Source organism: Enterococcus olivae, assembly GCF_053760925.1.
In genome coordinates, this window is the sequence record NZ_JBSMVT010000013.1 from 1 (window position 1) to 21,276 (window position 21,276).

Here is a 21,276-nt window from a genome sequence, read left to right on the forward strand (position 1 = left end):
GTCATTTTGGTCTAAGGGATACTATGTAAGCACGGTGGGATTAAATCAAAAGACGATTGAAAAATATATTCGAGAACAAGAAGCAGAGGATCGCATAAGAGATAGTATAAGTAAAAGAGAGTACGTGAACCCATTCAAAAGTAGGAAATAAATAAAGAGGCGAGCGATGAGCGGTTGGCAATCTTTGAAAAAGTTCCTTTTAAGGGGCAGCGAATGGCGACCTCTTCTAGAGGTGATAAAAAGCCACCCGTTTTCACGGGTGGATAATTACTTGCTAAAACCTTGAATTTCAGTACACTAAAAGAGAAGTATTTAAATGAGGTGAAAAAATGGCGATGAATTTTTACGGAATCAGTTATCTGGAGAATCGAGGAACGATCCATGACATCATCAAATACGTGATCATTTTTGTAGTCTTGATCTTTTTCGTATTTGTCTTTGTCCGTTATTTGCGTTTTAGAATTCAGACAAAATACCGTGATTTGAGTTTGATTTTATTTCTAAGTTTACTATTTTTGATCGGGACGCAGGTGTCGGAGTACCAACAGGCGGAAGCCCAAGATGAGAGCTATTCCCAGATGGTCGGTTTTTTACATATGGTGGCTGACCAGCTCGATGTGGCAGTGGGTCAGGTTTACATCAACAATTTAAGCTTGACAGATGAGACGCTGTTCTTGATCGATGAGAAGTATTACGTGCTTCACCTGAGCAACGACCGCAATTCGTTTCGTTTGGAACCTACGTACTTAGTCAATACGAATGTAACGATCGTGGAATAGAGGAGGGAAGAGATGAATTTATACAATCCAATCATTATCAAATTAGCCTTAGGTATTCTATGTTTGATTGCTCAGATCAATATTATGGGAAAAGGCAATCTGGCCCCTTCTTCAGCGATGGATCAGGTGCAAAACTATGTTCTAGGGGGCATTATCGGTGGAGTTATCTACAATGAAGCAATTACTGTCTTACAGTTTGTCTTGGTGCTGATCGTTTGGACGACCTTGGTTTTGATCGTTAAATTTGCCAAAGAACACAATCGGATCATCAAAGGTATCATTGACGGCAAGCCCACGACCTTGATCCACAATGGCAAGATCGATATCGCTACTTGTATGAGACATGGGATCTCTGCCAACGATTTGATGTTCAAGCTGAGAAGCAACGGTGTCTATGAGGTTTCCAAGGTCAAGCGCGCCGTCCTCGAGCAGAACGGACAGCTGACGATCATTGAGCAAGGGGATGAAAACATTCGCTACCCGATCATCGTCGATGGACAGATCAATGAAGACTTGCTGGATATTATTAACAAAGACGAGTCTTGGTTGATCGAAAGAGTACAGGAGCAGTCAGACAAAGAAATCTCAGAGATTTATTTAGGAGAATATATTTCCGGTGATATTAAACTCTATGAGTATTGATTGTTTTTTTAATTTTGATTCTGTATAATTGAAATTGAATCAACAACAAGGAGGAGGGACAACTGCAATGGGACGTTTGACTAATATAACAACAACTAATGATTATCAAAGATATCATATCAGCTTTAGTCATGCGATTGGTTTTACGAAGACTGTTCAGGGGACAAGTGTATCTAAAAACAGTCAAATAAAAACAAAATCAATGACCATTCAGTATGTTTAGCCTGTTTATGTGAGTAATTCAGATAAATAAAATAACAAAAGGTCATGGATGTCCATGGCCTTTTTGAGTGGTCTTAAAGGAGCAGAAATATGTATATTCAAGCCAATAAGATCCATAAAAATTTTAGCGGGACTCCGCTTTTTGAAGCATTAGACTTTGTGATCGATCCACAGGAAAAAATCGGTTTGATCGGACAAAATGGTACTGGAAAAACCACACTTCTTCAAATTTTATTGAGAAAAGAAGGAATCGATCAAGGAACAGTCAGTTATAAAAAAGGGTTGAGGATCGGTTGGGTTCCCCAAAAATTGCTTTTTAGTGAATACACGTCGTTTGAATACATTTACCAAAGTTTTGAGGAACTAGAAAACATTCGTCAGCAGCTGCATAGATATGAACAAAAAATGGCAGATCTTGAGGAAGAATTGGAACGGAATCTTTTTCTGTACGGCAATTTGCAACAGCAATTTGAAGAAAAGGGCGGTTATCAATTGGAGGACCGGATTCGTACAGTGATGAAAGGATTAGGGCTTGGACAGCAAGAACAGACGAGTCTGTATGATCTGAGTGGTGGTGAACGCGTGAGAGTCGAGTTAGCGAGAGTCCTGGTTGAAGACAACGATGTTCTACTGTTGGACGAACCAACCAATCATCTGGATCTGAAAGGGATTCAGTGGTTGGAGAATTTTTTGAAGACGACCAAAAAAGCCTTTGTTGTGATCTCCCATGATCGGACATTTTTGGATCAGGTCACCCAGCGCACCGTTGAGATCGAAGATGGGAAAATCATCAATTATGCCGGAAATTATACGTATTATTTGAAACAGAAAAAAGTTCGGATCGCTGAATTGAGTAAAAATTATGAGCTGCAGCAAAAAGAGATTCATCGATTGCGAGCGATGATTCGCCGTTATCGTCAGTGGGGCAATGAAGGAGACAATGAGGCGTTCTTTAAAAAAGCGAAGGAAATCGAACGTCGGATTGAAAAGATGACAGTTATCAAAGCACCCATTGAACCGAAAAAAAGGCTGCAAAAAATTCAACAGGCGCAGCGATCAGGGAAAGAAGTGATCTTGGCTGATCAGATAGGTAAAATACAAGGAGATAAACTATTATTTACAGACAGTTCCTTTGCTATTTATCGAGGCGAACGAGTAGCGATATTAGGAGAAAATGGTTCAGGAAAATCAACATTGCTGAAACTGATTTTAGGAGAACTGTCTTTGGATGAAGGAAAGATACGACTAGGTGCCAGTATCAAGATGGGCTATCTCCCACAACAATTAGTTTTTGAACAACCAACACAACGTTTGATCGAATACACGAGAGAAATTTTACCGGAAGAGCAAAAGGCTCGTCAAACATTAGCCCAGTTTGGTTTTTACAGTGAGGATGTTGCCAAACGCATACAAGATCTGTCGGGAGGAGAGCAGGTCCGCTTGTATTTATTGAAACTTTTGCAAGAAAAGATCAACCTACTGATCTTGGATGAACCGACTAATCATGTGGACATTTATGTTCGAGAAGAAATCGAGGACTTACTTGAAAAGTTTACAGGAACACTACTTACTGTTACCCATGATCGCTATTTTTTAGAGAAGCACTTTCAACAACAGTTGGTCATTGAGCATCAGATGATTCACAAAAAATAAGAAAAAGGAAGGAACGTCGACCGTTCCTTCCTTTATTCGATAGACATCGTTTTGTGTGCTTTCTGTCCTTCATACCATTCTAATTCGATTTCGAAAGAATGTTTTTCGCCTTTTTTCTCGTATTTGTACTCAGCAACGATTTGTTCGGTCGGGGTGACAGCAATGGTCTCGGTCCCTTGAACGAAGTTGAAGTGTCCTTCGTCTTTTAGTTTTTTGGCTATTGTTTCCAAGGTAGTAGCAAATGTGACAAGTGTTTGTTTTTCTTCGTGGTCGATCAAGACTTCTGTTACGGGTTTGTTTGAATCACGCATAGGAAAAACCTCCTTGTTCATTTATTAACTTAATTATAACTGACAACGTGTGTCATTTAAAGTTTAGAAAAAAGTGCAACTTTTTTTAAGTAGAAACGTCAGATAAAGAAAAAGGGGGAAATCAATCATGAGAAAAATCGGGTGTTTGATCGGTCTACTGGGGATTTTTGTATTCAGTGCGTGCTCGTCGAATCAAGTGACCTCCGCTGCGATCCAACAAATACTGTCAGCGCCAGACAGTCATCAATTTACTTCTTTGTATATTCTGGAGGACGGCGAATGGTTTGTTGATAAGCGCTACCGTTATCTGATCAATTGGAACAGGGAGCCAAGTAAACTAGCGGAGAAGCAGTCAGAGCAAGAAACAGCCATTCTTCAAGAGCTACAGCAGGAATTTCCCGAAGAAGCATTGACCGTGGAAGGAACCAATCTAGGATTGGAAAAAACAGTTTCGAAGGGGAAAATCACGATCGATGAATCGAAAAAAGAAGTCCGTCTGCAGGGAAAAGATTTCGAAAAGACCTTTCGAATGGACGAGCAAAATAGCAAACGTTTGATTGATGAAAGTGGCAATGAGTACGAATTACGAGTCAGTATCGATGAATAAAAAGCAGCCTCGAATTTTTTTCGAGGCTGCTTTCTTTTGCTATTACTCGGCACGAAGCGCGATGGCGGCATCTTTTTTAGCTGCCATTCGAGCAGGAATGTGTCCGCCAATCATCGTCAAGACGGTGCTGATCAGGATCAGTATTAAACCGTGAAGAGGATCAAGGGTAGCGACATTTTCCAGATCGGTCAGGTTATACAATAGCGCATTGATTGGGAAGGTCGCCAGATAAGCGATCAAGACACCCAATGCACCGGAAGCTACACCTAAGATCGCGGTTTCGGCATCAAAGACACGGGTAATGTCTTTTTTACGTGCACCCAGAGCTTTCAGGACACCGATTTCTTTGGTGCGTTCGAGAACGGAAGTATAGGTGATGATTCCAATCATGATCATGCTCGTAACAAGAGAGATTCCTGCAAAAGCAATCAATACATAGGTGATTGCATCCATCAGACCGCCTGTCAATTGAGTCATTGTACCTGCAAGGTCACTGTAAATGATTCGATCTTCTTTATCTTTGCCTTCATTGTATTTATCTAAATAATCCAAAACCAGATCTTTTGCCTTAAAATCATTTGGATAGATCATAATGCTGTAAGGAATTGGGCTGCCTCCTAGATAGTCAAGGAAATTTTCTTTCTCAGAACTATCTAGGATTTCGTTCGTCATCACATTTACTTCACTGTCTTCCTGCGCCTGAACAATGTCAGATTCAGCATTGGCATCTATTACTTGTTGAACTAAAGTGTCACTGTATGCAAATCCAGGAGACAATAAATCCATTGTTGAAGAGTCTTTGATTCGCAACACACCAGAGATGATTAATTCTTCATTGTCCAAATTGTTGTAGACTTCTTCCAGATCCTGATTTGGAATGAAGTTTCCTGTAGGCAATTCGGTATAATAGGCATTGTTGTAGGTCAGCGTAATTTTTGTCCCGACGATTTCAGAGAAAGGAATAGTGTCGCCGTCACTCACATCGAAACCTAAGTTTGTCAAAGCATTGATATTTGTTGTGTTATTATTGTCAACGATTAGGACAACGTCATGAATATCTTCAGGATAACTTCCTTCAAGAACGGTATAATTATCTTTCAAAAAATTCCCTTTGTTTTCATCTAATTGTTGGGGAAAAGAAGAAACGCCTACACCAGTTTGAGCAGCCATCATACTCATCATTGAGCCTGCCTGACTGCCCTCAGCCGAATCATTTGAAAATTTAACAGGTTCGATCGCGCCATCGATTTCCCGCAGCAGATTCATATTCACCAGCCGAGTATAACCGATATTGTTGCTCCATTCGGGATCGATATTTTGTACGTACTCAACAAAATCTTCATCGATATTATTGATATGCTGTGCCCGATCAGTGTCGCTGATTTTTGCCGTGACTTCTTTCGTGTCCGGGAAAGTACCTTTTATTGAACGATTCTCAAAATTTTCTGGATCCTGATCAGTAGTTACTTGCGAAATCGTGATCGGAAATTGTGCTAGAGTTTCTGATTGCGTGTTATCAATTTGCTTTTGGAAACCAGTAGACAGTGATAAGACGATGGCTATTCCAATGATCCCAATACTGGAGGCAAAGGAAGTTAAGAAAGTACGTCCTTTCTTTGTCCGAATATTATTGAAAGATAGACGCAAGGCAGTCGTGAATTTCATCTTTGTATGCTTCAAATCGAATTGGTCTTTCTTTTTTCCTTCGATATGAGGATGAGAGTCAGTCTGAATACGTCCATCTGAAAATTCAATGATGCGATCTGCATATTGATGTGCTAATTCTGGGTTATGAGTAACCATGATGACTAGCTTTTCTTTGGATAACTCTTGGATCAGTTCCATGATTTGGACACTTGTTTCGGAGTCTAAAGCACCGGTTGGTTCGTCACAAAGTAAAATATCCGGGTCATTAGCTAAAGCGCGAGCAATCGCTACCCGCTGCATTTGCCCGCCAGACAACTGATTGGGACGCTTGTTCATATGATCTTTCAATCCAACACGAATCAATGCGTCTTCAGCTTTTTGACGCCTTTCAGCTTTAGAGACACCACTGAGCGTCATACCTAGTTCAACATTGTCAATGATACCCTGATGACTGATCAGGTTATAACTTTGAAAAACAAAACCGATCGAATTGTTTCGGTAGGCATCCCAGTCACCATCTTTAAATGTTTTGGTGGACTTGCCGTTGATCACCATGTCTCCAGAATCGTAATTGTCCAAACCGCCAATCACATTCAACATCGTGGTTTTCCCAGAACCGCTGGGGCCTAAGATGGCAACAAATTCTTGTTTCCGAAAAGCAACAGAAACACCATCAAGGGCTTTGGTCGTTGTATTGCCGACCAGATAGTATTTTTTTATGTCTTTTATTTCTAACATGGATACACTCTTCTCTATTTTAAATTTACCAAATAAACTGTGAGATCCCTAACTTTCAAAGTCATTTTCAAACTTATCATAACAGTTAACAAAAATCAACAATCAACATTTGATAGTTTTGTGAATTTATTTTAAACTATACTTGAAATGGGGGAGACAGATGGACAAACAATCATCCGCATTAGATATCTCTGTTTTTACAGAAATTTATGCTTTTATGAGGCAGCTTATTTTTCAAGATCTGGATACAAATTTGGAAGATTTAAAATTAACTAAAATGGATGTTTTGATCGTTTTGATCGTTGCTACTCATGAAGGGATCACTATGACAGAATTAGCTAACCAGGTAGGAACGTCCAAAGTACAAATCAGTCGCTGGATCGCAGATCTTGAAAAACGGTACATTGTGAAACGTCAGAATAATGCCGCCAATCGCCGGATCGTCAATGTATTCACTACTGCAGAAGGCAAGGCATTGTTCAAGCAAAAAGAAGAACAAGTTAAAGAGAAATTAAAAGGAACACTTTCTGTTTTATCAGAGCAAGATTATGAAACGATTCGTCACCATTTGGCAGATGCGCTTGCTGTTTTATATAAATATAAAAGTTTAAAAGACTGACCTTGTGAAAAACAAGTTCTTTAAATGAGAACTTGTTTTTTATTTTTTTGCAGCAATCGGTTGCATCATCTAAAGCACTTCCTCGTATCTTGCAAATGAGGTTTTTCTCCTTTTTTTCAATTATTTTCTCTTTTTCAGTTGGAAAATCAGGCTGATTATCAATATTTAGGTGGAAGATTAAAAAAAATATATTTTCTTCTTGACTATTTTAGCAAACGGTTGCATAATTAGTTTTGAAGAAAGGTTATGCTTTAGAAACTCTTACTAAGCGTCCTTTCGAGTACGGGAGGAATTTCATGGAGAAACAAGCAATCTATCATAAATCAAAAAGTAATTTTGCCTATGCCTTTGATAATGAAACTTTACATTTTCGTTTAAGAAGCAAACGAGACGACTTAACAACCGTTACCTTGCAGATCAATCACGAAGATGGCTGGATTCCTAATGATGAAGGTGTCTATCTATGGCAAAAGAAAAATATCCCAATGAAAAAAGAATTTTCAACCGAACTTTACGACTATTGGTTTGTAGAGGCTAAGCCGCATGATTCAAAAGCGCGGTATGGTTTTTTATTGGAAGACGATCAAACAAAATCAATCTATACTGAACGAGGTTTTTTCTCACCGGAAGATCCATTTATTGCCAATGATATCAACAGTTATTTTGCATTTCCCTATATTCATGAAACGGACATTTTTTTGGCACCGCAATGGGTTGAACAAACAGTCTGGTATCAAATTTTTCCGGAGCGATATGCTAATGGAGAGGCAAGGAATGATCCTGAGAAGGTTCATCCATGGTCAAGCGACAGCAATTCTACTCTAGGAGAGCATGAATTTTATGGAGGAGATCTAAGAGGAATCATTAATAAACTTCCATATTTAGCTGATTTGGGGATCTCGGGCATTTACATGACACCGATTTTTAAATCACCGACTTCGCACAAATATGATACTGAAGATTATTTTGAGATAGATCCTTGTTTCGGTACCAAAGAAGAACTGCGCGAACTGGTGGATAAGGCACATAAATTAGGTATCCGCATCATGCTTGATGCTGTCTTCAATCATATTGGTTGGACTTCCTATCAGTTCAAAGACGCTATGGCTAAAAAAGAAAAATCGAAATACTATGACTGGTTCTATTTTGAAGGGGATTCCTACTTGAATTTTTCCTATCATATGCCAAAACTGAATACAAACAACCCAGAAGTGAAGAAATATCTGTTGTCTATTGCAAGATACTGGATTATGGAAGCAGATATTGATGGCTGGCGATTGGATGTTGCCAATGAGATCGATCATCAATTCTGGCGTGAATTTAGAAAAACAGTGAAAGCAGCCAAAGTAGACGCGTATATTTGTGGTGAAATTTGGCATGACAGTAGCGCATGGCTGAATGGCGATCAATTTGACGGCATCATGAATTATCAGTTAGCAAAACCGATTCAAGAATGGATTGCGACAGACCGAATCAACGGAAAAGATTTTGTAGAGCAGTTTGTCAATGCTTATACTCGTTATACAAAAAAACAAAATGCCGGCATGATGACACTGTTGGATAGTCATGATACTCCGCGAATCACTACACAAGCAGGTGGCAACCATCGAAAAGTGGACATGTGCTTTGCTTTACTGGCTAGTACACCAGGTTCTGTTTGCTACTATTACGGTAGTGAAATTTATTTGGAAGGTCATGATGATCCGGATAACCGACGATGTATGACATGGGATAAGACCTTGCCTATAAGTAATATCAAAAAATTAATTGAATTGAGAAAAAGATATCCTGGATTCGGATATGCAGGAGCATATGAATTTTTGCTAACAGAAGAACATGCAGTCATTTTTAAGAAAACATCTAAAAATGAGGACATTTACTTTATCTTTAACACGCATGGCAATAACGAGATTGTTCTACCAAATGAGATGGAAGGAGGGCAATTTACTGACTTGATCAGCGGTAAAACAGTCTCATTAAGAAAAATTATTGAAATGAAAGAATTTAGCTATCTGATTTTGAAAGAAATTTAGGGGGAATTAGAATGAAATCGAATTGGAAAAAAGCAGGTTTTATAGGTTTATCAGCAGTATCATTAATGGCTTTGGCGGCTTGTGGCAACGGAGGAACAGATTCATCTGATGCTGCAGGTGGAGGAAGCGATACAACGGTTCTGGATATTTCTGTCGGGCCAGACTATATTAACTATATCAATGAGGTAAAAGGTGCTTTTGAAGAAGAGCATGGAGTAGAAGTAAAAGTTACTGAAAAAGATATGTTTGAGCAAATGGATGCGTTATCTCTGGATGGTCCCGCTGGCTTAGGACCAGATGTAACAATGTCTCCATTTGACAGAGTAGGACAAGGCGGTGCACAAGGATATTTAGCTGAAATCGAACTACCAGATGATGATCGTTACAGTGAGATCAATCAACGTCAAGTGGTCGTAGACGATAAAGTTTATGGACAAGCTGCAACAGTGGAGACTTTGGTTCTATTTTACAATCAGGATTTGATCTCTGAAGCACCTGAAACATTTGCTGATTTAGAAACATTATCGCAAGATGCAGCCTATGATGAAGGAGACTACAATCTTGGCTTTTTGGCAAAATGGACTGACTTGTATTTCACTTATGGCTTATTAGCAGGCTATGGCGGATATATCTTCGGCGAAGATGGTACAAATCCACAAGATGTGGGCTTGAATAACGCAGGGGCAGTAGAAGGTATTGCTTATGCTACTGAATGGTTCCAAAATGTTTGGCCAGCCGGAATGTTAGACGTGACTGCCAATAATGACTTGATCACAGATTACTTCACTTCAGGCAAGACAGCAGCAGTTATCAGTGGACCTTGGGATGCAAATGCATATCAAGAAGCAGGTGTCAACTTTGGTGTTGCTAAAATCCCAACATTGAAAAATGGCAATGAATATACTTCATTCGGTGGCGGTAAAGCCTGGGTCGTAAGCAATTTTGCAAAAGACAAAGAGCTAGCTCAGGAATTTATTACCTACTTAACATCTGAAGAAAATCAAGACAAATTGTATGAAATGCGTTCTGAAGTTCCAGCGAACAGCGCTTCACAGGATAAAATCTTAGCTTCTGATGATGAAGTTTCAAAAGCAGTCGTTGAACAATATTTAGTTTCTGAACCAATGCCTAATATTCCAGAAATGGCTGAAGTTTGGGCTGGCGGACAAAACATGCTGTTTGACGCTGGTTCTGGAAACATGACACCGCAAGAAGCAGCAGATAATGCAGTAGCTACTATCGAAGAATCGATCGAACAGAAATATTAATTTTTATACAGAGTGAGTTGGGAATAATTGCTTATTCCCAATTTCCTCTATATGAGAAACTTTAAGAGAAAAGCAAGGTGAAAAAATGAAAACAACAGAAAAAAATCCTAAAGTAGCTATGCTTCTGTCAATTATTCCAGGACTTGGCCAAATCTATAACCGTCAGATTTGGAAAGGAATCGTCTTTTTAGCGATCACAGCTGGTTTTATTATTGAACTTTTACAATTTGGAATCAGAGCTTTTCAAGATTTTATTACACTTGGAACAACTCCTATGGTTGATCATTCGCTATTCTTACTGATCAACGGGACGCTGCAAATCATCGTTACAGTCATCTTTTTACTGTTTTGGGGACTGAATATTCGAGATGCAAACAAAATAGCAAAGGCTTGGCAAGAAGGTCAGAAAGTTAACATAACTATTAAAGAAACCGTGTCTAATATTTATGAGAATGGCTTTGCTTATTTATTAACTATTCCAGCATATTTTGTTATGACCGTTTCTATTATTTTTCCAGTGTTAGTGACATTATTTATGGCATTTACAAACTATGATTTTCGACATATTCCACCAGCAAGTTTGATCGACTGGGTAGGCTTTGATAATTTTAAAAACATCTTTACTTTAGCTTCTTACCGAGCAACTTTTGGAAAAGTATTTTCATGGACGATCATTTGGACAGTGTTGTCTACTACTTTGCAAGTATCTTTAGGTGTGTTTTTAGCCGTAATCGCGAACCAAAAATTTATTAAGTTCCGACGTGTTTTTGGAACGATTTTCTTACTACCATGGGCGGTACCAGCGTTTATCACGATTATGAGTTTCTCAAATATTTTTAACGATACAGCTGGGGCTATCAACACTCAGGTTATTCCGTTTTTAAATCATTTACCATTTGTCGATATTCCTGCACTCGCTTGGAAAACAGATCCATTTTGGACGAAAACAGCGATTATTATGATTCAAGGATGGCTAGGATTTCCGTATATTTATGTAATGGTCACAAGTATTCTACAGTCAATTCCGGAAGATTTGTACGAAGCAGCTAAAATGGATGGGGCCAATGCGATCCAACGCTTTAGAAATATCACATTGCCTTCTATTTTCTTAGTAGCAGCACCAACATTCATTACGCAATATACTGGAAACTTTAATAATTTCTCAATGATTTACCTGTTCAATGAAGGAGGGCCGGGCAGTCTAGGAAATAACGCCGGAAACTCAGATATCCTTATTTCTTGGATTTATAAGTTGACTACAGGCGGTTCACCTCAGTATTCGGTTGCCGCAGCCGTAACATTGATGATTTCAGCAATCGTTATTGGTATTTCAATGTTTGTGTTTAAACGTACCAATGCATTCAATATGGAGGATTAGGCTTATGAAGACAAAATACTCATCAGAAAAAAGAAAAAAACTGCTCGGTCAGATTGGAACATATGGATTCTTGATTCTAATGTCCATCATTGTTATCTATCCTCTTTTGATTACAGTCACTTCAGCGTTTAAACCAGGAAATATGATGGCTTTTCGTCTAGATTTTAGCTCAGGATGGACACTGGAAAATTTCCGTCGCTTATTCCAGGATACGTTGTATCCGCAATGGTATAAAAATACACTGATTGTTGCAGTGAGCACCATGATTATTCAAGTTATTATCGTAACATTGGCAGGGTATACATTTAGTCGCTATCGTTTTGCAGGTAGAAAGCAAAGTTTGGTCATGTTTTTAATCATCCAAATGGTGCCGACAATGGCAGCTTTGACAGCCTTCTTTGTTATGGCATTGCTATCGGGCGGATTGGATCGTTTCTGGTTCTTGACGCTGATCTATATCGGTGGAGCGATCCCAATGAATACCTGGTTGATGAAGGGATACTTTGATACTGTCCCGATCGACTTGGATGAATCAGCTAAATTAGATGGTGCAGGACACTTTAGAATTTTTGCTCAAATCGTAACGCCGCTTGTTCGACCAATGATCGCTGTTCAAGCATTGTGGGCGTTTATGGGACCGTTTGGGGACTTTATGTTGGCTCGTTTCTTATTGAGATCACCAGAAAAAATCACTGTAGCAGTTGGCTTGCAAACATTCATTAGTGATGCGCGTAATCAGCGTGTAGCGCTGTTCGCTGCAGGTGCGATATTAATTTCTTTTCCGATCGTGATTCTGTTCTTCTTCTTGCAAAAGAACTTTGTTTCAGGGTTGACATCCGGAGGTACGAAAGGTTAGATAGACAATGGACAAACATTTTCCAATAAATTTTTTTCGTTCGATTTTTTCAGTAGAAAAAATTTTTTCGATCAGGAGTAAAATCAACTGGGTACAGTTAGTGCTGGTCTTTGTTTTTATTCAATCATTACTGCTGATTCCTTTGTCATTGGGGATTTCTCAGCGTGGCGTAGAGTTGGCAGATGATATTCTCCCGCAAGAATTCTCAGTGAGTGAACCAGTAGCATCAAAAATCAATCAGTTGAACTTTTTGGAGGGGCGTTTGGTAACTGATGAAACAACTATTCTAACAGAAAGTGCGACTTTCTTTATAGGAATAAATGTATCTGATGGAAGATCAGATAACAAAATGGGAATGAATTTTGAACAGGATTTTGTTGATTTGACGATTGAAGGAACAGAAGGGTTTCATGGGATTCGTTTGATTTATACTGACACGTTTATTGAGGATTTAAGAGAGGAGCCTGTATACGAGGCATTGCAAACAGCAATCTATCAGCAAAATGCTGCTTCGATCTTTTTGTCGCGAGTCGTTAATATTGGGATGATCCTTCTTTCAATGAATGGAATGTTGATCATCGGTGTGTCCGTTTTGTTTTATTTAACTAAACGAACTTCAGCAATCAAAACATTTAAAGAAAGCTTGACGCTAGCTCTAGCATTGATGAGTGGGGGTGTTCTTCTGGCAACCTTGATTGGCTTTTTGACAACGGATATATTTATTCTCTTTGGCGTCCAATCTTTATGGTTAGTAGTGATGACCATTCTCTTGTTTGTAAAAACACGCTTTAAACAAGTACGTAGTCAGGCTGAAGTTGAAGAAAGCTTGCATTAATCTATATTCAGTAGGGAAATTCGAATGAAGTTCATCCTATACAAAAAGCAGAAAAAATATCGGTAGTCGGTATTTTTCTGCTTTTTTGTTTTTAGTATACATTGTATGTGTAACGCTTAAATTGTAAGGAAGCTTCTTAGCCAAATTTCAGTTGAAATAGAGCACTATCAGAGAAAGATAAATAGACTCTATTTTATAACTTTCTTACAATATTAAAACAAGGAAGAACATAGTTATTGTCTAACCAAGTGTTTTCTTTCATTAAATTTTCGCTTAGAACCTTACTAAGTATTATTTTTGTTTATATAAAAACAGGTTGCTGCACACAGTATTATAGAAATCAGGAAAATATAGATGCTTTCAACTAAAGGTGTTGAATTATCCATGAATGATTGTGATTTTGTTATAATTGAGTATGAATCCAGATAGCTTAAGGAGATATATTTTAAATAGAGTATAACTAGTAAGTGGGGTATTTTGTATTGAAATAAATCCATAATAAATAATTATAGGCCTGCTTATAGCGTCTATATTTTTTAAAATCACACTTAAAAAAGTGAACAAAACTGTAAGAAATATGGAAGTAATAAGACTATACGCTAACACTGGCAAAAGAACTTTATAACATAGGTAATATAGAAAATCCCATTCTCATATTACCTACTGCTACGGGGGAGAGGAATGAGCCCAATTGTTGATTGATCCCTGTGAGATAAAATTAATGGAAGGAAGAAACAGAAAATATAAACATGTCCAAAGTAGCTATAATTGATTAAGAATATCAAGATTTTTAGTGAAAATACAGCACGTACCTGTCGGATCCAGTAGAGTCAACGACAATAGAGGTCCAAAGGCTGAGAGTTAGGATAAAAATTTGAAAAAACCAAAAAGCAATCGATTGCCTTTGTTTTTAGTTTAACCCGAATAATCTGTTTAATAACGTTAAAATAACTTATGCAACCGATTGCTGTATAGTTCTTGAAAGTCTAATTTTTTTATGGGATAATAGTGAAGAGATAAAACAACAAAGGAGAGAATCAAACGTATGAACACAGCTGCAATTTATCATCGTCCTGAAAGTGAATTTGCTTATTTATATGATGCAAAAACAATGCATATTCGTCTAAGAACTGCACGAGGAGATGCACGGGCAATAGCCTTGCTTCACGGAGATCCTTATTTATTAGGGAAAGAAAAATGGTATACTAAACCACTGCAAATGGTTCAAACTCTAACGACTGACTTGTATGATTACTGGTTTGTGGAAGTTACTGCACCATTCAAACGTCTATCCTATGCATTTCAATTGGAGGGACACGATGGAATTTCCGTTTTTTATGGTGATCATGGTGTTTATCCAGCAACAGAAGAATATTTGGAAATGCCTAATAACTATTTCAGAATGCCTTTCTTCCAAGAAATCGATCGTTTCAAATCACCAGAATGGGTCAAAGAAACAGTCTGGTATCAAATTTTTCCTGAACGTTTTGCAAACGGTGATTCATCGAATGATCCAGAAGGTACTTTACCGTGGGGATCCCAAGATCCTAGCTATAAAGATTTTTTTGGTGGTGATTTGCAAGGTGTGATCGATCATTTGGATTACATTGAAGATCTGGGGATCAACGGGTTATATTTCTGTCCGATTTTTGAAGCATATTCCAATCACAAATACGATACAATCGATTATTTAAAAATCGATCCAGCTTTTGGTGATGCTGAGACATTTAAAAAATTAGTCGATGAATGCCACAAACGGGGCATTAAAGTCATGCTGGATGCTGTATTCAATCATATGGGAGATACGTCACCGCAATGGAAAGATGTTTTAGAGAATGGTGAAGATTCAAAATATGCTGACTGGTTTCATGTCAATGAGTTTCCAGCCAGCTATAAAGAGGGTTCCTTCTTTGAAGAAGCAACAAACATCACTTATGATGTCTTTGCATTTACGCCGCATATGCCGAAATTGAACACAGCCAATCCAGAAGTACAGGAATATTTATTGAATATAGCACGCTACTGGATCGAAGAATTTGATATCGATGCATGGCGTTTAGATGTGGCAAATGAAGTGGATCATGCCTTCTGGAAAAAATTCCGTCAAGTCTGTGACGAGGCCAAAGAAGATTTCTATATTTTAGGTGAAATCTGGCACTCTTCCCAAAGCTGGTTGCAGGGAGATGAATTTCACGCTGTCATGAACTATGCTTTTACAGATGCAATCATGGGCTATTTTGTAAAAAAAGAAATTACTATGAGTAAAATGGTTTCAGAAATGAATAATCAACTGATGCTGTATCGTGATCAGACAAATCAAATGCAATTCAATGTTCTGGACTCTCATGATACCCCGCGTCTATTGACAGAAACCAAAGAAGATAAAGACTTGATGAGACAAGTCATGGCGTTCACTTATATTCAATCAGGTGTACCATGCTTGTACTATGGAGACGAAATCGGGATGACTGGTGGGATGGATCCAGACTGCCGTAAGTGTATGGTGTGGGAAAAAGAAAAACAAGATCTTCAGCTGCATCAGTTTGTTAAAGAACTGATCCATGTGCGAAGAGCGAATCAAAAGATTTTGTCTGAAGGGGCTGTTCACTGGAAACAAGTGACAGAAGAATCAGGTGTTATTATTATAGAACGCTATTTGGATGGCGTTCTGTTGAGAGCTGTGTTCAATACCGGGGGTGCAGCAATTTCTGCTGATAAAGTTGGTGAAGTCATCTTTGCTAATTTAGCAACAGAAACAGAAACTGTTGTCGATGTAGCGCCGAAAGGTTTTGTCTTAATGGTTGAAAAATAACAATAGTTAAAAAAAGATAAAGGAAGCAAGGGCGCAATGTCCTTGTTTCCTTTATCTTTCATCACTAATAGGAATAAGTTCCTATACACGTTGCGAAGAATCTTCCCCAAAATTCTTCTTAACTTAATTATAGACATGAAAAGGGATTTTCACAAATAAAAACCTTGGATTTTTAAACATATTTTTAATTATCGTCCAAATATATTTGTGGAATCTTCATTTTAACTAAAAAAGCGTTGTTATAAAACTAAAAAATGAAAAGACTCTCATAAACGGATAAATGTTTTCAGAAAAGACTATAAGCGATTTTTGACAGGAAAATATGAGAAATAACACAGTTTTTATTTGAAAAAAACCGACAATATTGGTGGGTCGAAAAAAGAAATTGAGGAAGAATGCTAGAAATTTGGGGAAAATATGATAGAATGATGAAAATGTTTGAAATTATTGAAGGAGTTGTTTAGATGGATTCAGGATATCGTATTGCAGTTGTAGGAGCTACAGGTGCAGTCGGCACAAAAATGATCGAAATGTTAGAGCAGACGACACTACCCATTAAAGAGGTAAAATTATTAGCATCTAAGCGCTCAGCTGGTAAAAAAGCGACTTTTAACGGAGAAGAGCTAGTGATCGAGGAATTGGTTCCCGAATCATTTGAAAATGTAGATATCGCTTTGTTCAGTGCAGGTGGAGGGATCTCCAAGCAATTTGCACCAGAAGCAGTGAAGCGTGGGGCAGTGGTTGTAGATAATACCAGTCATTTCCGCATGGACCCAGCAGTACCCTTAGTTGTACCAGAAGTGAACAAGGAAGCCTTGAAACAACATCAAGGTATTATTGCCAATCCGAACTGTTCAACGATCCAAATGATGGTGGCTTTGGAGCCGATTCGTCAAAAAGCAGGCTTGGATCGTGTGATCGTTTCAACCTATCAGGCAGTCTCAGGTGCGGGAGCGAGTGCGATCCGCGAATTGGAAGAGCAAGCGCAAGCCTATTTGAATGGCACGCCGGTGGAAGAATTGACTGCAGAGATCTTGCCATGTGGCGGAGATAAAAAGCATTATCCATTGGCTTTCAATGCCTTACCACAAATCGACGTGTTTGCGGAAGAAGGCTACACCTATGAAGAATGGAAAATGATTCGCGAAACTAAGAAAATCATGGAAGACGATGCGATCAAAGTTTCAGCGACTTGTGTCCGGATTCCTGTAGCGAGCGGACATTCCGAGTCTGTTTATATTGAAACAAAAGCCGCTTTGACAGTAGCGGATATTCGAGAATTGATGGAACAAGCACCGGGCGTGGTTTTGGAGGATGATCCAAGTCAACAAATCTATCCACAAGCCTTGAATAGCATTGGCAAAAAAGAGACATTTGTCGGACGAATCCGTAAAGATGTGGATGTCGACAATGGTTTCCACCTATGGGTCGTTTCAGACAACTTGTTAAAAGGAGCGGCTTGGAATTCTGTACAAATCGCAGAAACCTTACACGCAATGGATCTAGTTCGAGTATAATAAATAAACAGTGTCCGACGATTGTCAGACACTGTTTATTTGATTATAACGGTTGACGTCTCTTTGCTTTATTGGCTATAATAGAATTGTAAAGAGGAGTTGCGCTAACAACCCCTCTTAGCAAGCACCGTTTAAGACGGTGACCGAGGTTTAATTATTTACTAGAAATAATCGTCGCCCTGGGTAAAGAGGACGGTTATTTCTTTTTTTTGTCATTTTTTACTGTGGATAGGATACCAAAGATAATCGTTGCGGTAAAAGAACCGAACGCAATCATTAGTCCTATCGCTTCAGCGACTGACAAAAAGGCGTCTCCTTTCTAAAGATTTCAGTACTTATTTTCATAAGCACCACAACCTCGAATAAGATTAGCCACCGTCACAAACTTTACTGCTAGTTACAGTATACCATGATTATTAGTAGAGATTGTGAATAAATTTCATTTCATGAAAACTTATTCAGAGAATGTTTCAGTAGGAATCTAAAAAAGAGCGGTACCCAGCCAAAAACCAGAAGCTAGGTGCTACTCTAAGTTGAAATTTGATTGCTTTCGCGAGAGATTTTTTATTCAAGCAACCCTCGGACAGTCATTTCTTTTCGATAAAGCTGATAAAGATCCTCTAAATAAACAAGATACGATTTATAGAAAAAGCAACCCATGACATACCAAGCAAGAAACTTATTCTTCCGATTTATCTCCGTATTTTTGTAACGTCTGGTCAGTGTTTTTTCTGATAGCTTAGTCAGTTTTTTGCTTCTCGCACCAAAGAAGATTGGCACCTTTTGAGGGTCAGAAAACGAACCCCGATTACAAATAAAAATCATCGCCGCAATAATTCTCAGACCAAGCGACACCTCATGATTCATTTGACTTCCTCTTTTGTTGACAAGCCGTTCCTATTGATGGTAATCATTAGTATAATCGAACAGGAAAAGAGGGTAAATCTTAATGCTCATCGATCAACCATCTTTGCAGCTGATGCAGTACCTTTTGGACTTGTTCATGTTCAGGTTGCTTTAGAAAATCGTGTGCCAGATCGTAGACAGGAACAAACTTGCTGTTGGGGATCATCCGCTTCAAGGATTTGCTGTACTTGAAGGGAATCTCTGTATCGGTTGTGCTGGCCGTACTGAAGGTAGGAGGAAACTGCTTCAGTATCGTCGGATCGATCGCAAAGCGCTCAGAATTGTCCTTGTCGAGCTGATAGTAATCAGCCAATTTTTGTTGCTGGACACCGTAAAGATACAGCAAGGAACGTTGCAGCAAAGGATCGTCATAGACAGGCTGTGTTTGATCGATGGTTTGGATCATCTCCTCTGTGATCACCCGATTTGAAACATTTCGACGGGTAGAAAGAAATTTTAGGTCGTAGTAGCCGTAAAAGCTGATTAGCTTCTCGGGTAGGGGGCCTTTTTTTTCCAGAAGCTGTTGCGTCAAGGAAAGGATCGCAAAGCCACCGGCAGAGCGTCCGCAAAAACTAAAGGGGGTATCTTGAATAACGTTCTCGTACAATTCTTGGAAGGTACGAAGGTTGGTGTCCAAAATCTCCTGTAAGGAGTGGTTGGGTGCCAGTGGATAATCGACGGCTAGAATCGTATAGCCGACTTCCAAAAAGACCTGTGCCAACGCCTGTGGCAGATCATTTTTACTGCCGTAGACAAAACCTCCGCCATGAAAATAAAGCATGTATTTTTTTGCCTCGGTTTCTGCTTCCATGACCGAAACAGTGAGGCCGGTAGATAAGGTAAGTAATTTAGTCATTTGCTTCTCTCCTTCTAGCTTTGAGTAAATAAGTCGCAATCTCGAAATTGACTAATTGTAAGGGATTGGTCTGCTCGATCATCAGCAATTGCTGGATCTTATTCAGTCGATAACGAATCGTTTTAGGATGCAGAAAAAGGGCTTCTGCTGTTTTTTTATAATTTCTGTTGTTTTGGAAGAAAGCGTACAGTGTTTGGAATAGCTCCGATTCGTCTTGCTGCAGTCTTTTTAAAGGCTCATGAATCAGTAGCTCTAGCTGTTCTGATTGATCTTCCTGCATAAAATATCGAAAAAGACCCAGCTCGTCGACAGAAAGAACGGTTCCCATCTGTAGTTGTTGGTTGAAACGAATCGTATCCAAACATTCCAGCAGGATATCTTTGAGTGCGGGTTTTTCTTTGACTCGACTGATCGAGATCATGGCTTTACTTTTCACGGACGCGTCGAGTTTGAGTATGTTTTGAATGTCTGTTTTTGAAATCCTTTCTCCGGGTTCTTTCAGATTGTAGAGAATCACAGTGTAGTGATAGTGTTCAAAAAAGATTTTGGGCGTTCTCAAAGAGGCTAGCTTTTGCAAAATATCAGCATTTTCGGCGTTGTTTTCGTCAACTGAAAAGGCTAGCCCTTGATAGTAGGGATAGCGATTCATCTGTGCTTCATCTAGCAGGCTGTTCAACTCGTCCATGCTGGCAGGTGTATTTTGCAAGAGGGAATCTGCTAAATGATTTAGCCGGGCGTAGCGGTCTTTTTTGATCAGGTATTCGGTTTGCAGACGGGCATAAAGAATATCGATCACATTCTCAAGGATCATCATGTGTGCTTCTTCAATACGATCGGCGTAAAAGACGGTTAGCGTACAGCTATTCTTGAAACGTGTAGGGATTTTGACTGACAGAGTGGAAATCTTGGTTTGCTCGTCGGGAGACAATAAAAGCTGCTGCTCATAATGATTCTTCGTAAATTCAGTCGTTGCAAGGTAATTGCTCTCTGAAAGGCGATAGTCTTCATAGCTTGGACCATACTGGGCAGTGATCTCTAGGTCAGGGATCTTCAACGAACAAGGCAAAGCGATCAATTCATAAAAAGTGTCCATGATCTGGCTAAACGAGTGCTGATTTCGTTCGAGCTTGGTAAAACGCTGGCGAACATCGTAATAGGTTCGCAGTAGATGCTCCTGATGGTTGAGTAGGGGTTCGTAGATCGTCAGCATGATCTTTTCATAGCTAACATCTTGTTCGACCTTGATCAAAGGGATGTTGTGCTGAAAGCATAAAGCGATCAGCCAATCGGGGATCATGGTGATCAGACGATCCATTTTAACGACAATACCACTGACTCCCAAGTTTTCCATTTTTTGAAAAAAAACTGTTAGCTCTGCTTCAGAAAGATCCTGAAAGGCGTAAAAGGAAGTCAAGATCAGTTGGTTTTTTCGACTCCAGTTTTCGATATCCAAAGCCTCGAGAACCATTGCGGAATCAACATCGTTCTCTAATCCGATGTCATTGGTCAGCAATTTACAGCTCTTAAAAAGTTCCAAGGACATTAATTCTCTAATTTTCATGGCGTACTCCTTTTTGCGCTTTTTGGATAAAAAATG

Annotated in this window: 19 protein-coding genes and 1 pseudogene; 14 read left to right on the forward strand and 6 right to left on the reverse strand. The window is 39.0% G+C overall.

Going from position 1 to position 21,276, the window contains the following annotated elements; all coding sequences use genetic code 11:
• From ACWODM_RS09400 to abc-f, 5 genes and pseudogenes are all read left to right on the forward strand, one after another.
• Window positions 1–151: pseudogene (locus ACWODM_RS09400) on the forward strand (IS200/IS605 family transposase); the annotation flags it as partial.
• Between the two features lie 178 nt (window positions 152–329).
• Complete coding sequence (locus tag ACWODM_RS09405) at window positions 330–779, forward strand: DUF3290 family protein (RefSeq protein WP_455321127.1); 450 nt, start codon at window positions 330–332, stop codon at window positions 777–779.
• A 12-nt stretch (window positions 780–791) separates the two neighbouring features.
• Window positions 792–1,421: a DUF421 domain-containing protein gene (locus ACWODM_RS09410; RefSeq protein WP_455321128.1), complete on the forward strand. Its 630-nt coding sequence runs from the start codon at window positions 792–794 to the stop codon at window positions 1,419–1,421.
• A 67-nt stretch (window positions 1,422–1,488) separates the two neighbouring features.
• Window positions 1,489–1,644: a hypothetical protein gene (locus tag ACWODM_RS09415; protein ID WP_455321129.1), complete on the forward strand. Its 156-nt coding sequence runs from the start codon at window positions 1,489–1,491 to the stop codon at window positions 1,642–1,644.
• Between the two features lie 89 nt (window positions 1,645–1,733).
• Window positions 1,734–3,296: a ribosomal protection-like ABC-F family protein gene (gene abc-f / locus ACWODM_RS09420; RefSeq protein ID WP_455321130.1), complete on the forward strand. Its 1,563-nt coding sequence runs from the start codon at window positions 1,734–1,736 to the stop codon at window positions 3,294–3,296.
• Window positions 3,297–3,328: 32 nt separating this feature from the next.
• Here abc-f and ACWODM_RS09425 read toward each other — a convergent pair whose 3' ends face one another.
• Window positions 3,329–3,607, reverse strand: a complete 279-nt coding sequence (locus ACWODM_RS09425; RefSeq protein ID WP_455321131.1) for an amphi-Trp domain-containing protein — start codon at window positions 3,605–3,607, stop codon at window positions 3,329–3,331.
• A 127-nt stretch (window positions 3,608–3,734) separates the two neighbouring features.
• On the opposite strand from ACWODM_RS09425, the gene ACWODM_RS09430 reads away from it, so the two are divergent.
• Complete coding sequence (locus ACWODM_RS09430; protein WP_455321132.1) at window positions 3,735–4,214, forward strand: hypothetical protein; 480 nt, start codon at window positions 3,735–3,737, stop codon at window positions 4,212–4,214.
• Between the two features lie 42 nt (window positions 4,215–4,256).
• On the opposite strand, the gene ACWODM_RS09435 is transcribed toward ACWODM_RS09430, so the two are convergent.
• On the reverse strand, window positions 4,257–6,599 hold the full coding sequence (locus ACWODM_RS09435; protein ID WP_455321133.1) for an ABC transporter ATP-binding protein/permease: 2,343 nt from the start codon (window positions 6,597–6,599) through the stop codon (window positions 4,257–4,259).
• A gap of 160 nt (window positions 6,600–6,759) precedes the next feature.
• Here ACWODM_RS09435 and ACWODM_RS09440 point away from each other — a divergent pair, with 160 nt between their 5' ends.
• From ACWODM_RS09440 to ACWODM_RS09475, 8 genes are all read left to right on the forward strand, one after another.
• Window positions 6,760–7,218: a MarR family winged helix-turn-helix transcriptional regulator gene (locus ACWODM_RS09440; RefSeq protein ID WP_455321134.1), complete on the forward strand. Its 459-nt coding sequence runs from the start codon at window positions 6,760–6,762 to the stop codon at window positions 7,216–7,218.
• A 296-nt stretch (window positions 7,219–7,514) separates the two neighbouring features.
• The gene (locus ACWODM_RS09445; protein ID WP_455321135.1) at window positions 7,515–9,251 is read left to right on the forward strand and encodes a glycoside hydrolase family 13 protein; all 1,737 of its coding nucleotides are present in this window, start codon (window positions 7,515–7,517) and stop codon (window positions 9,249–9,251) included.
• Between the two features lie 11 nt (window positions 9,252–9,262).
• Window positions 9,263–10,519, forward strand: a complete 1,257-nt coding sequence (locus ACWODM_RS09450; RefSeq protein WP_455321136.1) for an extracellular solute-binding protein — start codon at window positions 9,263–9,265, stop codon at window positions 10,517–10,519.
• Between the two features lie 85 nt (window positions 10,520–10,604).
• Window positions 10,605–11,897, forward strand: a complete 1,293-nt coding sequence (locus ACWODM_RS09455) for an ABC transporter permease subunit (RefSeq protein WP_455321137.1) — start codon at window positions 10,605–10,607, stop codon at window positions 11,895–11,897.
• A 4-nt stretch (window positions 11,898–11,901) separates the two neighbouring features.
• On the forward strand, window positions 11,902–12,753 hold the full coding sequence (locus tag ACWODM_RS09460) for a sugar ABC transporter permease (protein WP_455321138.1): 852 nt from the start codon (window positions 11,902–11,904) through the stop codon (window positions 12,751–12,753).
• Between the two features lie 7 nt (window positions 12,754–12,760).
• A complete protein-coding gene (locus ACWODM_RS09465) occupies window positions 12,761–13,588 on the forward strand; it encodes a hypothetical protein (protein WP_455321139.1) in 828 nt (275 codons plus the stop codon).
• Between the two features lie 1,045 nt (window positions 13,589–14,633).
• Window positions 14,634–16,400 carry a glycoside hydrolase family 13 protein gene (locus ACWODM_RS09470; RefSeq protein ID WP_455321140.1) on the forward strand — a complete coding sequence of 589 codons (1,767 nt, stop codon included), beginning with the start codon at window positions 14,634–14,636 and terminating at the stop codon, window positions 16,398–16,400.
• Between the two features lie 464 nt (window positions 16,401–16,864).
• Entirely contained in the window at window positions 16,865–17,917 is a 1,053-nt protein-coding gene (locus tag ACWODM_RS09475; protein WP_455321141.1) for an aspartate-semialdehyde dehydrogenase, read from the forward strand.
• A gap of 196 nt (window positions 17,918–18,113) precedes the next feature.
• Here the strand turns inward: ACWODM_RS09475 and ACWODM_RS09480 are convergent, their stop codons facing one another.
• From ACWODM_RS09480 to ACWODM_RS09495, 4 genes are all read right to left on the reverse strand, one after another.
• A complete protein-coding gene (locus ACWODM_RS09480) occupies window positions 18,114–18,221 on the reverse strand; it encodes a putative holin-like toxin (RefSeq protein WP_455321142.1) in 108 nt (35 codons plus the stop codon).
• Between the two features lie 260 nt (window positions 18,222–18,481).
• Window positions 18,482–18,784 carry a hypothetical protein gene (locus tag ACWODM_RS09485; RefSeq protein ID WP_455321143.1) on the reverse strand — a complete coding sequence of 101 codons (303 nt, stop codon included), beginning with the start codon at window positions 18,782–18,784 and terminating at the stop codon, window positions 18,482–18,484.
• A 79-nt stretch (window positions 18,785–18,863) separates the two neighbouring features.
• On the reverse strand, window positions 18,864–19,679 hold the full coding sequence (locus ACWODM_RS09490) for an alpha/beta hydrolase (protein ID WP_455321144.1): 816 nt from the start codon (window positions 19,677–19,679) through the stop codon (window positions 18,864–18,866).
• Entirely contained in the window at window positions 19,672–21,240 is a 1,569-nt protein-coding gene (locus ACWODM_RS09495) for a PucR family transcriptional regulator (RefSeq protein WP_455321145.1), read from the reverse strand. The genes ACWODM_RS09490 and ACWODM_RS09495 overlap by 8 nt, the downstream gene beginning before the upstream one ends.
• Window positions 21,241–21,276 lie beyond the last annotated feature (36 nt).